This window comes from Methanoculleus sp. UBA374, assembly GCA_002508705.1.
GTDB classification, from domain to species: Archaea; Halobacteriota; Methanomicrobia; order Methanomicrobiales; family Methanoculleaceae; genus Methanoculleus; species Methanoculleus palmolei.
In genome coordinates this window covers 42,921-55,717 of record DAYL01000020.1, presented here as the reverse complement: position 1 = coordinate 55,717, position 12,797 = coordinate 42,921, and the positions used below count along the sequence as shown (strand labels likewise).

Annotated in this window: 9 protein-coding genes and 2 pseudogenes; 9 read left to right on the top strand and 2 right to left on the bottom strand. The window is 60.5% G+C overall.

Annotated elements, in window-relative coordinates; all coding sequences use genetic code 11:
• Positions 1-406: 406 nt before the first annotated feature.
• From BRA42_RS07030 to BRA42_RS06990, 9 genes and pseudogenes are all read left to right on the top strand, one after another.
• Positions 407-598: pseudogene (locus BRA42_RS07030) on the top strand (zinc ribbon domain-containing protein); the annotation flags it as partial.
• Positions 599-766: 168 nt separating this feature from the next.
• Entirely contained in the window at positions 767-1,954 is a 1,188-nt protein-coding gene (locus tag BRA42_RS07025) for a hypothetical protein (RefSeq protein WP_342686245.1), read from the top strand.
• Entirely contained in the window at positions 1,938-3,590 is a 1,653-nt protein-coding gene (locus BRA42_RS07020; protein WP_342770371.1) for an AAA family ATPase, read from the top strand. The genes BRA42_RS07025 and BRA42_RS07020 overlap by 17 nt, the downstream gene beginning before the upstream one ends.
• Before the next feature lie 404 nt (positions 3,591-3,994).
• Positions 3,995-6,184: a BMP family ABC transporter substrate-binding protein gene (locus BRA42_RS07015; protein WP_292406643.1), complete on the top strand. Its 2,190-nt coding sequence runs from the start codon at positions 3,995-3,997 to the stop codon at positions 6,182-6,184.
• 261 nt (positions 6,185-6,445) lie between these two features.
• Entirely contained in the window at positions 6,446-6,601 is a 156-nt protein-coding gene (locus BRA42_RS07010) for a hypothetical protein (RefSeq protein WP_342686243.1), read from the top strand.
• A gap of 24 nt (positions 6,602-6,625) precedes the next feature.
• Entirely contained in the window at positions 6,626-6,940 is a 315-nt protein-coding gene (locus BRA42_RS07005; protein ID WP_292406638.1) for a hypothetical protein, read from the top strand.
• A gap of 367 nt (positions 6,941-7,307) precedes the next feature.
• Positions 7,308-8,396: a hypothetical protein gene (locus BRA42_RS07000; protein ID WP_292406637.1), complete on the top strand. Its 1,089-nt coding sequence runs from the start codon at positions 7,308-7,310 to the stop codon at positions 8,394-8,396.
• Entirely contained in the window at positions 8,296-8,835 is a 540-nt protein-coding gene (locus tag BRA42_RS06995) for a transglutaminase-like domain-containing protein (protein ID WP_292406653.1), read from the top strand. Before BRA42_RS07000 ends, BRA42_RS06995 begins: the two co-directional genes overlap by 101 nt.
• Before the next feature lie 95 nt (positions 8,836-8,930).
• Positions 8,931-9,629: a class I SAM-dependent methyltransferase gene (locus BRA42_RS06990; RefSeq protein WP_342770370.1), complete on the top strand. Its 699-nt coding sequence runs from the start codon at positions 8,931-8,933 to the stop codon at positions 9,627-9,629.
• A gap of 92 nt (positions 9,630-9,721) precedes the next feature.
• On the opposite strand, the gene BRA42_RS06985 is transcribed toward BRA42_RS06990, so the two are convergent.
• Together BRA42_RS06985 and BRA42_RS06980 are read right to left on the bottom strand one after the other, a co-directional pair.
• Positions 9,722-12,142, bottom strand: a complete 2,421-nt coding sequence (locus BRA42_RS06985; RefSeq protein ID WP_342772111.1) for a DUF362 domain-containing protein — start codon at positions 12,140-12,142, stop codon at positions 9,722-9,724.
• A 256-nt stretch (positions 12,143-12,398) separates the two neighbouring features.
• A pseudogene (locus tag BRA42_RS06980) lies at positions 12,399-12,797 on the bottom strand (hypothetical protein); the annotation flags it as partial.

Sequence of the window (12,797 nt, the reverse complement as noted above, 5' to 3'; positions counted from 1 at the left end):
ATCTCGGGGTGGTGAACATCGCCACCACGAGCGACGGAGCAACCTTCTCCAGCGACGCCACCGAGAAGGTGCGGCAGCGATACGGAAGGCTCCGGGGTTTCCTCCAGAAGACCGGAACCAAGTCGGCCAAGCGGAGATTGCAAAAGATCTCCGGCAGAGAACACCGGTTTAAGACCGATACCAACCACGTCATCAGCAAGAAAATCGTTTGCGCGGCACAAGGCACAAAGCGGGGGATTGCTCTCGAAGACCTCACTGGCATTCTCCTGCGGACCCACGGTTACGAAGCCTCAGCGCGAGCGACGCCACAAGTGGGCGTTCCATCAACTCCGATCCTTCATCGAGTACAAGGCTCGCAGGGCAGGAGTCCCGGTGAAGATGATCGACGGGGCGTACGAGCCAGCAGTGCAGTGGCTGCGGGTTCGTCCACCCCGACAACCGCCCGACCCAGGCGGCGTTCCGCTGCCGGGAGTGCGGGCATACCGAGAACGCCGATCTGAATGCAGCCAAGAATATCGCTGCCAGGGCCGTCGTCAACCAGCCTATTGCGGTCCGCTCCCCCGACATCGGGGGAGAGGTGGAATCGCGAAGCCTGTAAAGAGCGTGCTCCCATCTATAGGAGCATGCCCCCGACTGAAGTCGGGGGTAGTTGACTTGGGAACCGAGCTGCATGTCGGGTCCAACCATCATTTCCGGGACATCCCGATACATAACGAATGTGTTATATAACAGATTTGTTATACAACATATTTGTTAGGTGTCGTGAATGTTGCCTGTAGGAAGTCCTGCAACGGGGGACGACTTCATCGACCGCGAGCGTGAAACTGCGTTCATCCTGGATACGATCGAGAAAGACCACGTCATGCTCGTCGCCCCCCGGCGGTTCGGAAAGACTTCGATCATGCGGAACGTCGAGAGGCGGCTGGAGAGCAGACACCGGCCGTGCGTCTTTCTCGAGGTCGAGAGCGTAAACTCGCCGGGGGAGTTCATCACCGATCTCATTACCGCGCTCGTCGAGTGCGAGGGAGCAAGCCGCAAAACCAGGTTCTTCTCCGCTCTCGGGAGGGCGTTTGCCCTGGTGCAGGAGAGCATCGACGAGATAGAGACCCCGGCCTTTCGGGCAAAACTCCGGAGCCGTCTGAGAGCGGAGTTCTCGGATGACTGGCACGAGAAAGCGAAGAAGATCGACGAGATCTTCGGGGAGATCAACGGACCGGTCTGCATCATCCTCGACGAGTTCCCGGTTGCGATACAGAATATGGAGGAAGAGGACGCACGGAAATTCCTGCACTGGTTCCGGCGGCTGCGGCAGGTCTCGCCCGGGGTGCGGTTCATCATCGGAGGCTCGGTCAGCATCGACCACGTGGTCTACCCCGTCGGCGGAACCCCGGTCATAAACGACTTCCGGAGGGTCAACATCGGCGGGTTCGAAGAAAACGTCGCGCTATCAGTCGTCGAACGTGTCTTTCAGGAAGAGGGCTGGGCGTATTCTCCGGCGACCGGAAGAGCCGTTCTCGACTGCGTGGGTGAACCCTGCATCCCCTACTTCCTCATGATCGTCCTCTCCGGCCTGAAAGAAGAGGCGGACGTCTCCGGAGGGACGCCCTCTCCGGCGCTGGTCGACCGGGTCTACAACAAAAGGGTCCTCGGCAGCGAAGGGCGCCACTACTTTGAGCACTATTCACGCCGTCTTCAGATCACCTACTCCGGGCAGGAAGCAAAAGCCGCCCGCGCCATCTTAAGCAGGGTGAGTGCCGCGGGATCTCTGTCTGCGGGCATCGCCTACGAGATCTTCAGGCAGAGCACCGGATCGGGGAGTGAAGACGCATTTCGGGCACTGCTGGCGCAGTTGAATCATGACTTTTATGTCGCCTCGGACACTCCCAGCGAGTTGAGGTTTTACTCGAAGATGCTCCGGGACTGGTGGAGGATATACCATGCCGAGATCAGGTAGTGCAGCCGTTTACCGGTACTTTCCCCGGGCGTTGGACGGAGAAACGCTCCGGTACCTCCTTGTCGGCAGGGAGAACCTCCTCGCAGACCTGCTGGAAGAACTGGATCAGGCGTCCCGGAGCGGAACGCCGCGGTTCTTCCTCCTCATCGGCTCCCACGGCATCGGGAAATCTCACCTGATGAGCCTATTGTACCGCAGGGTAAGCAGTGAACTCTCCGAACGGATCATCCCTGTTCTATTTGCAGAAGAGGAGTATTCGGTATTCAGAGCGTCCGATTTCCTGTTGAGGGTGCTGGAAGAGATGGGGATCGACACCGCGGGTGTCGTTGCACTCAAAGAAGACCCGCTGATCCGCGACGCTGCGGTCGATATGCTCGCTGCATCCTCCGGGGATAGAGAGATCGCGATATTCGTTGACAACATCCACGAACTCTTCGGCCAGATGGATAGGCGCGAGATCCGGGCGCTGCGGTCGATATTCCAGCGGACCGAGATCTTTTCGGTGGTGGCGTCGGCACCGTCGGTCTTTCCCGGGGTGTCGGACCACGACGAGCCCTTCTACAACTTTTTCCGGATCCTTCACCTCCGGGAACTCGAACCCGATGAGGCGAAGGGACTCATGAAGAGGGTCGCACAGCTCGACGGCAACACCGCCTTCGTCGAAAACTTCGGGGATTACGAACCCGGGATCGAGGGGCTGCTGCCTCTCCTCGGCGGCAACCCGCGGTTGATCGTCCAGTTGTACGAGACCGCTTCGAGGGTCGGGACCGGCGATGCGGGGTCTCTTTTCTTCAGGATGATGGATGAGCATACTCCCTGCTACCGTGAGGTCTTCCGGAGACTCCCCGGACAGCGGCGGGTCATCTTCGATACGGTCCTCAGCGCGGACACCCCCCTTACGCCGAAAGACATCGCAGGACGCGCCCGGCTGAACCTGACGACGGTGAACGCACAGCTCCGGAGGCTGGAGGCGGACGGCTACGTCGTCTCTCATCCAATGGGGAGGCGGACCATGTATGAAGTCCGGGATCGCCTCTTCTGGCTGTGGCGGGCGATGCGCAGATCGGCCGGCCGCCAGCGCGTCGTTGCCTTTATCGAATTTCTGGAAGCCTGGCATGAGCGACCGGCGGACGTCATGGAAGGCGGAGCCCTGCAGGACCCGTCGGCCTCGTATATCGACGGGAAGCCAAACGACGCGCTGACGGCGATTGAGACGGCGGCGGGGCAACCGGACGGCCCGGACCAGGCAGCACGGTTCATGCAGTTCTCACTCAATCTCGCACGAGAGGAACTCCGGAAGGGGAACACGGCAAATGGTCTGCACCTGATAGACCTGGCGTATACGCACGCGGACCGCCTGGACCCGGATACGGTGAAAAAGACGACAGTCGGTTTCCTGAAGAAGCTCATCGAAGAGAAGCAGATCCCTCTGATCAAAAGCGCCGTTCACGAGATCATCGCGTCCGGGGGCGCCGAATTTGAACGGTTCTTGAAGCCGGTCACGGACGCCGTAGAGATTGTCGAGGCGAACGACACGAGATTGTATTACACGAAGCTGCAGCGGGAAGAGAGAGCGGTCGTTGCCGGGATCGTTTTGACGATCACGGGGTCGGAGGAACTGCTGCCGGGACTCTAACCTTTCGACTGTTTCGAATCTTCGCCTCCAGAGTATTCGGGTCCAGTGTTATCCCCGGTGCCTCCTGGATCGGAAACTCTGACCGGTTTGTCGACGGGTTGTTCACTGCCCCGGCTCTTCCGAAGACCAACGGGTAAGATAATGTCCCTCTCGAACGGCATCCCGGGCAGCATGAGGATGCCGTTACCCACGTCGACGGATTGGATTTCCAGGAGGCCCAACAGGAGGCTTCGGGTGCCGGCTCGCGGCCTGTCTTCTCGGTCACGGACGTGAGTTATTCCCCTGGGGCTCCGATTTCGCTCTATCGGGCGCCGAACGCCCAACAAAAATATATTTTTAACCGTCGCCGGAATATAATGATTGGTTACCGATTGCAACTCCTGACATCCAGATGAGGATTTATCATGACCGCACGACCGCCATGCTCAGGAACCAATCTTCTTTTGGTTCTCACGCTCGCCTGTATCGTCACGCTGGGGACCTGCTTTGCGGGATGCACCGCTAACGCCGATCCCGGTCCCGTCCGGATCGGTGTCCTGCTGCCTGCGAACGGATCGCTTGCCATGCATTCGCTGGACGGGATTGACTGGGTGGTGGATTCGATGAACCGACAGGGCGGCGTCGGCGGCCGCATGATCGAACTTGTGTACCGGGACACGAGCGTCGGCAACATCTCCGGGCATGCAGAAGAACTGGCCGGGCGTGACGACGTCGATGTCGTCATCGGCCCCGCGACGAGCGCGGAACTCACGCAGATCGCCCCCATCGTCACAGGAAAGGGCAAGCTCCTCATCTCCCCGAGCGTCACTTCGGGAATCGTCACGGCCGAGTATAAAGAGAACGGTCTCGTCTGGAGGACATGTCCCACCGACGGACGGCAGCTGGAGGCAATCTTCCGGATCCTTCGGGAGGACGGCGTCGAGAACGTCTCCCTCGTCACCGCGAACACAACCTACGGGGAGACGTTTGCACGGCTTGCCCCGGCAGCGGCCACGATGAACGGTATCCGGATCGCCGGAGCGGTATCCGTCGACGCGCCGGACAACTTCACGGAGATAGCCGCACGGATCGTCGAAGAAGAGCCCGGGATGGTCGTCGCCGTCGTGTACCCCGAAGAGGCGGTCGAGCTTTCCGATGCCCTCGCTGCAGCGGGTTCCTCCGCGGGCCTCTTCCTGACCGATGCCGGTCGGTCGCCGTATGTCCTGGAGAACCAGGGCGAACGCGCGGAGGGCATCCGGGGCACGTCGCTCTCCCCCGACCCCTCGACCGGCTACTCAATCGCCTATGAGGAGGTCTTCGGCGAGGCGCCCCCGCCGTTTGCCGCACAGACCTACGACGCCCTCCTTCTCGCCGTCTATACCGCGGCGCGGCAGGAGGCCGCTCCGGCCGAACCGCTCGACGCCTCCCTTCGGTGGGTCGTCTCCGGCGACGGCACCGTCAAAGGCTGGGACCCCCAGGAGGCGGGTGAAGCCGTGGCGATGATCCGTGCCGGGGAGCACCCGGCCGTCACCGGCGCCTCGGGCCCGCTCCGGTTCTCCGGGCAGTCCTCCGCAGGCCCGCTCGCCGGGTACTACACCTGCTGGGCGGTCGAAGGCGGGACGTTCTGCGAGAGCACCCCGGTCCCTTCGGCGGATGTAACTCCCGCCCTCCCCGGCCTCTCCTACGACCCGGCCGCCGGTACGGAAGACCGCCCGGTGGTCTGGATGGTCTACCCGCAGGTGAAGGGCGACCGGTCGTTCGCGGACTCTGCGTACCGGGGTCTCTTCCGGGCGCAGGAGTCGTGCTCGTTCACGAAGAGAGAGTGCTCGTACGACGATCTCGATCTCCTCAACGGCGTATTCTCGGCGCGGAACTTCACCGAGAAGCCCGACCTCGTGATCACCGAAGGGTTCGAGTTCACCGACGCCTCCCGGGCGTGGGCGGAGGCGAACCCCGACATCCGGTTCTTCACCCTAGAACAGGCGGACTATGGTCTCCCGAACGCATGCGACGTTGTAATGGTCCCTTACGGGGCGTCCTACCTCGCGGGCGTGATGGCGGCGAACATCACCGAAACGGGCAGGATCGGCGCGATTGCCGGGGCGCCGGTCTCCGTCATCGACCCGTTCTCCAGGGGATTCACCGAGGGGGCGGAGGCGTACGACCCATCCGTGAACGTCACGGTGCGTTATGTCGACGAGAGTTTTGAGGGGTTCGGCATGCCCGAGCGTGCGGGTGAACTCGCCCGGGAGCTCCGTAGCGAAGGCGTCGACGTCATCCTGATGATCGCCGGTTCGTCGAACACCGGGATCGTGGATGCCGCGCGGGAGACCGGGAACGTCTACCTCATCGGCGAGGACACCGACCAGTCTTACCTCGCCCCAAACCTCGTCGTCGCGTCGGTGGTGAAGGAGATCGATACGATCGTCTACCATGCGGTGGAGAACGAGATCATGGAGCGGTTCACCCCGGGACAGGAGGTCTGGACGCTTGAGAACGGCGGCACGGGGCTTTTCATCTCGCCGCGGTTCGATGAGTATGAGTGGGTCGTCGCCGACTGGCAGGACCGCGCAATCGCCGCGGAGAAGAATTACCTGAAGACGACGGAGCTGTAAATTCCTTCGGCGCTTCACTTTTTTCTGCAACCGGCGTGCTGGTCCGGATGGGCTCTGGTGAAGGCAGGAAGGTCGTATCGACAGGACGTCTACCTTCTGTCCTTGCACCCCTATCGCGCTCAACCGTTGGTAGAGTACCGGGACTTTAAATCAGGCGGGGAAGAGCAACCTTTTTCGCTGTCGTGAACAGGGCGATGAAACCGGGTTCTCTCCAGCGGGAAGAGTGATGTTACATTTTCGCTTCGGAACGTGCGGAACCGTATGTTCCCGGAGGAGACGCTGTTCTCCGTCGTCCTGGACTTCTTTACGATATGGATGCGGGGGGCGGCGGTCACCACGTCAGGAAGCGTGAAGGGGATCTTCTCGCAGGTCCGCCGGAATTTTGAGAGTATGAATCCATCGTTCCGGAAAAGATAACTCTCCGCGCGACGAGAACGTATCATGGAACGCACCACATCCGGGCCGGGCCGGTGCACTGCGGGAGCGCCGGACAGGGCGGCAAGAACGGACCGGCTGGCTCTCCTTGAGGAGATCGCCGTGTTCACCCGCAAATATGGGGATATCCTTGCCCGGTATCACCACTATACGATGGACGACCTCAAGCAGATCGAAGGGGAGTGCTGGAGGCTGCACGATGAAGCATGCAGCAGGGGAGCCTGCGGGAGTGCCGGGGAACTCGTCGAACTGGAGTACCTCATCGGTCGGGCGAAGGAGATGATAGCGAAGAGAATGGAGGAGGAGCGATCGCCGGGGTGATCCGGACCTCTGCCCGTCCAGTCGAGCAGGAGAAGAAACCCCGGTCCATCGATGACATGGACCGCATCGAGGCGGACGATGAGTTCGTAGAGTTGGATGCTGATGTTTTAAGTGTCGATTGACCGCAATGCCTGTGATGATAGCCAGAGCTCCTGGTGAATCGTCACGGAAAGATGGCGCGAGGAAAACTGCAAAAATGCTCTCGTCGGTTGGAACGGTCCCCTGCCTGCCGTTGTACAGGGCCCCCTGATTTGCAGACCCTGAGGCGTTATCCTGCACGGCAGAGACCGATAAATTTCCAGCATTCCCTGGAATGGCGCCTTTTTAAACAGAAACGTTTTTCAGTAATCCGCACGGCCCTTCGTCTATGGACTCTCATGCAGTTACCGCTCTTCTGGTTGCAGCCGCCCTTCTTCTCATCTTTGCGGCAGGATGCACCACCACGTCCGAGAAAAAGACAGAGGTCGATGCGACCGCCCTCTCTTCAGCCGACGAGACGTATACCCGGGGACTGGCCGAGTATGCAGACGCCAACTACCGGACCGCCGAAGAACGCTTCACGGAGGCGTATGCCCTCTATGCCGGTACCGGCGATCAGGATAAAGTAAGAGCGGCCAGAGACGCGATGTTCCGGGCGAACAGAACACACAACGAGTACCCGTTCGACACCGCGGCCGCACGGGCATCGCTTCAGGAGAAGATCCCCGGCATCACCGATGAGAACATAACCGACTGGATGGAGAACCATGCCCAGAAGATCGTCTCGGAGAATGAGACGCTCTACTTCTACGACCTTGCAGAGAACTACCTCTACGCAAACTTCGACGAGATGCGAAAGCAGATTGAAGGGAGCTTGGACTTTGACTTTATCGCCCGGTATGCCTGGGCGGAGAACCGGTCGGGGACCGGGCCGTACGTGAACCCGGTGCATTATGCGGGAACCGAACGACTTGAGATCCTGCACGAGATGCTCCCGGCGACGGGGACCCTGAAGATCTGGTATCCGCTCCCGGTCGAGACGGAGTCGCAGCGAAACGTCACCGTCGCCAATCTGTCGTACCCCGAATACATCGTCGCCGGCCCGTTCACCACGGGCGGCATCGGCTACGTCTACTACGAGATCCCGGTCGAAGAGATTGCGGAAGATCTGACCATCGCGGCAGATATCGAGTTCATCTCCTACGAGCAGATCTTTGACGTCGACCCGGCACTGGTCGGGGAGTACGACACGAACGATCCCGAGTACCTGCTCTACACCGCCTCCGAGCGCAACATCGAGATCACGGATGCGATCCGGGAAAAGGCGCTCGAAATCGTCGGAAACGAGACAAACCCGCACCTCCAGGCACAGATGGATCTACCGCCACATCATCGAGACCTACCCCTACAGCCACGTCCCGCACGGCTCGATCGATGCCCGGGAGCCCAAGGTCGCCGAGTCCACCTACATGTTTGAGACCGATCATGGCGACTGCGGCACCCAGAGCATGCTCTTTTCCGCGTTCTGCAGGTCGCTCGGGATCCCCGCCCGTGCCATCGGGGGCTACCAGATGCTTCAATCCGAGACTCCCGGCTCCCACTTCTGGTCGGAGTACTATCTGCCAGGCTACGGCTGGGTCCCCAACGACCTCACCATTGCCGAGGCGGCTGACTATGTCGTCATCCCCGACGAGAAGCGGTCGGCGTTCAAGGAGTATTACGCTACGAATCTCGATCCCACGCGCCTTGTGGTCCAGAAGAACGTCGATGCCCCGATGGACCCGGCCCTGCCGGAAGATGCCGTTATCTTCAGGGTTGTCCGGCAGGGCCCGGCGATCGTCTCCGATACGGCAGACTACGATATCGATCTCTTCAGCCAGGAGCGCTTCAGTATCAGTCTTGCAACCGTCGACTGATGCCGCCCCCATTCGCTTTTTTTAAAGGCTCAAGCCCCGTCCTTCAGGGCGGGGTTGTTGACAGCCCTTACCACTGCCCTCGACCCATTCACCTCATGCACAATTTCCCGGATACAACGGAAGAGAGCAGACGACGGTGGGAGATCAATGCCGATTACTGGGATGAGAGGATGGGCGATACGTCCAATTTCTTCCACTGCAACATCGTACGCCCCCATACGGAGCAGCTGCTCGATCTCCGGGAAGGCGATCTGGTGCTGGATATCGCCTGCGGGACCGGCAACTTTTCACAGCGGCTTGCGGAAAGAGGCGCCGTGGTCGTCGCATTCGACGACAGCGAAACCATGATCGCCCATGCAAAACGGCGCCGCTTTGCATACCGCGATAAGATATCGTTTCATGTCTGCGATGCCACGGACTATGCGCAGTTGCGGTCCTTAAAGCAGGAAAGACCGTTCGATAAAGCGGTTTCAAACATGGCGGTTATGGATATCGCCGATATCGAACCGCTGTTTCGGGCGGTCGGCGAGATGCTGAAACACGGTGGAATATTCGTCTTCTCGACGCATCATCCCTGCTTTACGAGGCCGCAGGATAACTACCGGACCCCCTGTGTCCATGAGGGGGAAGCAATCAAAGGGCAGCCGGTTCCGGGGTATTATTACCACAGGCCGCTGCAGGATATCTTCCGGATCTGTTTTGATGCAGGGTTCGTGATCGACGGTTTCTTTGAGGAGCGGGACGATGACGAAGAGTATCCGGTCATCATGATCGTGAGGCTGAGAAAACGGTGAGCAGTCGTATTGTCTGCCCGTCCGGGCAGGCAACGGGGTGTGTCGGAACGGATGGATTGAGGGGGTGCAACCGTCCCGCCCCCTCTCACGCCTTACCAGACCTCCCGGCCCCCGGCGAAATGGGCCGTGAACACCCTGCCCGGATCGCCCGTCTCCTCCACGTTGGGTATCTTCACACCCGCGAGACTCCCGAACCCTGCGGGAACGTAGAGGGTGAAGTCCAGGGGAATCGCCCCGTTTGAGACGGCCTCGAAGTATGCACCGACGGCGCGGGGATCGGAGACCGCCTGATCGAGACTTCCGGTGTATGCACCGTTATTCCGGGTCTTATCGGCGTACCTGAACGCCGTCCCGTAGAGGGAACCGGGACCGACCCGGTCCGGGGACTCTCCGCCGTATACGATACCGGACAGCAGGTGCCGGGTCGCGAGGTGCCAGCCGGGCCACATACCCCTGCCCCATTTCATTCCCGGCACAAAGGGGTCCGCACTCACCGTTTCGGACTTCGACATCTCATAGGCATGCGTCGCGATCCACATCAGCATGTACTCGCGGGCGAAATCGTGCCCCTGCGGGTTCCAATTTTTATCGGTATACTTCAGGGAGAAGTTTGCCGTCTGGTAGAAGTTCCCTTTGAGCATACCGTAGTCCCCGGTCATCTGGAGGTCCAGCGCATGCGACAGGATGCTGAACCCCGGTGTCCAGAAACCCTTTTGCCCATTCTCGTCGTAATCGATGATACCGTCGCGGTTCTCGTCGAACCTCTCCATGAACTGCTCGAGAATCGAGGAGCCGGTCAGACGGTCGTGTGCTTCTGCATAACCGAGGAGCGTCTTCTGCATATCCCACAGCATGCAGCTCGGGTTGTAGTACATCGTCCTTGTCATGAGTTCGACGAACGCTGCACCCTCAACCCTCCCCGGATGCCCGGCGAGAGATGCGAGCGGCGCCCCGACGGTGCTGTCCCACCCGGTGACGTAGTACTGCTGCCGCCCCACTCCCCGCTCTTCGGCATAACGGTAGAGGTTGTACCTGAAGAGAGGAGAGTCGAGCCCGTCCGAGGTTACGATATTCTTCCCCTCGACCTTTGCCACCGGAACATGACGGACGAACTCCGTGGTCCAACCGTTCTCCTCTTTGAGTCGCAGCCCTTCGGCCATGGGAACGGTCTTGAAGCAGTACCGCGAGCAGAGATGGTCCAGCGCAACACAGTCGAGAGACGACCAGATGTATCCTTCGGGAATTCTGACGGCAATGCCCTCGGGGTTGTGGTTGAGGTTGATCATATTGATTGAATCGGAGACGTGCACCATGAACACCTGCTGGCCCTGCACGGCTCTGATGACGTCGGCCTGTGTCCCCGGCATCCCTGCGGTCTTCGTTGCGGCGTAGGTTCCGTTCTCGTCTTTGGCCGGAAGGTTGGTAGCCGTATCTATCTCGACGACCCAGGGCATATGCGGCAGTTTCGCCTTGAAACTCGGCGTTGCAGAGGAGGGCAACGCGTACTTCCACGAGGTCTGCCCGGGGCATGCGCCCGTGGGGCACTGCGTTGGATAAAGGCCGATACCCAGATTCTTCATCCCGTTGGTGATGAGGTCCTGGGCATGGATCTTCAATTTCGGGACGTTGACCAGGACGCAGCCGGGATAGTCTCCAAGATCGCCGGCGTCACGGGGGTCGCCGCCCACGATCACCTTGTGCAGGGTGATCTCGGAGAAGTTCGCCCCTCCGGGGACGACGACCGTCCTCCCCCGGGACGGGTCGTCGCCCAGCTTGTTCAGGTCGTAGACCATCAGCCGGTCCCCCGCTCTGCCCGGCGGGAGGTACCTGCCGGCCACGCTCTCCTCGTACCCCCTCATGGGGTCGTCGGTGTGGGAAGGGGGGTGGCGCTCCGCGAGGTAGCGGCGAACGAAGTAGAAGCCCCAGCCGCCGTAGAAGTCTCCGCTTCGCCCCTCGAAGATCGCCTCCGAGGTGATGGTCCGCCCGGCCTGCCGGCTAAAGACGCTCTCAAGAAGGAGTGAGGACGTAGAGGCTTCCCCGAGCGCCATCCGGTGGTAGTCGATCCCGAGGTTGTCGTGGAACCATCGCATCAGAGCGGCTATCACCGACCAGTCGGTGCAGACGGGAGCGCCCAGGTCTTCGCCGTGCGTCCCGGGTTCGATGACCTGCGGTCCGACCAGGTTGGGCTTGAAGAAGAGTTTCTTTCCTGATCGCACCTGCGACTGAACCTCGGCGGCAAAACCGGTCTCCCGGTCGAGACTGCCCAGGGCGTAACCGATATGCGTGTAGATGTAGTCGATCTTCTCTGCAATCTCCGTCCAGGCCGCGCTGTCGTCCTCGTTGATGACCTTCTGGAGCAGTCCGGGAATTCCGGCATAGGCCCTTGATGCGTCCATCCTGGCGCCGCAGACGGGAGAACCCTCCGAATCGATCTTCTTCCTCCCGATAGCCGAATTTACGGGGGTTCCTTTCAGGGAACGTTCGGGTGTGGTCAGGGTCCTGTCAGTCCTCATGTTCTGGATCAGGGCAGTCAAATCGTTCCAGGTAACGCCGGAATCTCCTGCGAATTCGGAGATCACGCCCCATCTGGGGTATCGGACCCGCTTTGATATGCCTCGATAGTTCGGTACCGTGTGTGCGGACATATACCTTCTGCTTCTTCTCCATTCTTCCGGCGTTCACAGAGGGATGTGAAACAGCACCCGGGCCTATGTTGCCGCGGGAAACGGCTGCCGGAAAACAGGGGAAAGGAGGTGCCCTGATCCCGAACTAACTGATCTTGAGGAGGATCGAGACCAGCACGAACAGGAGGAGGCCGTTGATCACGACGATTCCCGCGATGATCAGTCCTGGAGCGAGGCCGGGCACGAGCATGGTTATGCCGAAGGCGATCGAGACGATGTTCAACACCGTCTGGGTAACCAGCAGCCGCTTGAGGAGGGGAGGGAGAGCAACGGGTTTTGCCGGAGGGTGCCTGAGGTCGTGCAGCATCGGGAGAAAACGCTTCGCGAGGGGGGCCGCTCCGCCGATGAAGTTCAGGAGTCCGAGGAGGATCCGGATCACGCCGGTCAGGAGCCCCGGGACGATGCACGAGATGGTTCCCATTGCGGCAAACACGATCCCCATTGCCATCAGCAGCCAGGAGCGCCTGTACTGGCCCATCGGGGT

Coding starts and splice junctions, on each gene's coding strand:
- BRA42_RS07025 (WP_342686245.1), top strand. CDS start 767: ATGTTGCCTGTAGGAAGTCCTGCAACGGGGGACGACTTCATCGACCGC.
- BRA42_RS07020 (WP_342770371.1), top strand. CDS start 1,938: ATGCCGAGATCAGGTAGTGCAGCCGTTTACCGGTACTTTCCCCGGGCG.
- BRA42_RS07015 (WP_292406643.1), top strand. CDS start 3,995: ATGACCGCACGACCGCCATGCTCAGGAACCAATCTTCTTTTGGTTCTC.
- BRA42_RS07010 (WP_342686243.1), top strand. CDS start 6,446: ATGTTCCCGGAGGAGACGCTGTTCTCCGTCGTCCTGGACTTCTTTACG.
- BRA42_RS07005 (WP_292406638.1), top strand. CDS start 6,626: ATGGAACGCACCACATCCGGGCCGGGCCGGTGCACTGCGGGAGCGCCG.
- BRA42_RS07000 (WP_292406637.1), top strand. CDS start 7,308: ATGGACTCTCATGCAGTTACCGCTCTTCTGGTTGCAGCCGCCCTTCTT.
- BRA42_RS06990 (WP_342770370.1), top strand. CDS start 8,931: ATGCACAATTTCCCGGATACAACGGAAGAGAGCAGACGACGGTGGGAG.
- BRA42_RS06985 (WP_342772111.1), bottom strand. CDS start 12,142: ATGAGGACTGACAGGACCCTGACCACACCCGAACGTTCCCTGAAAGGA.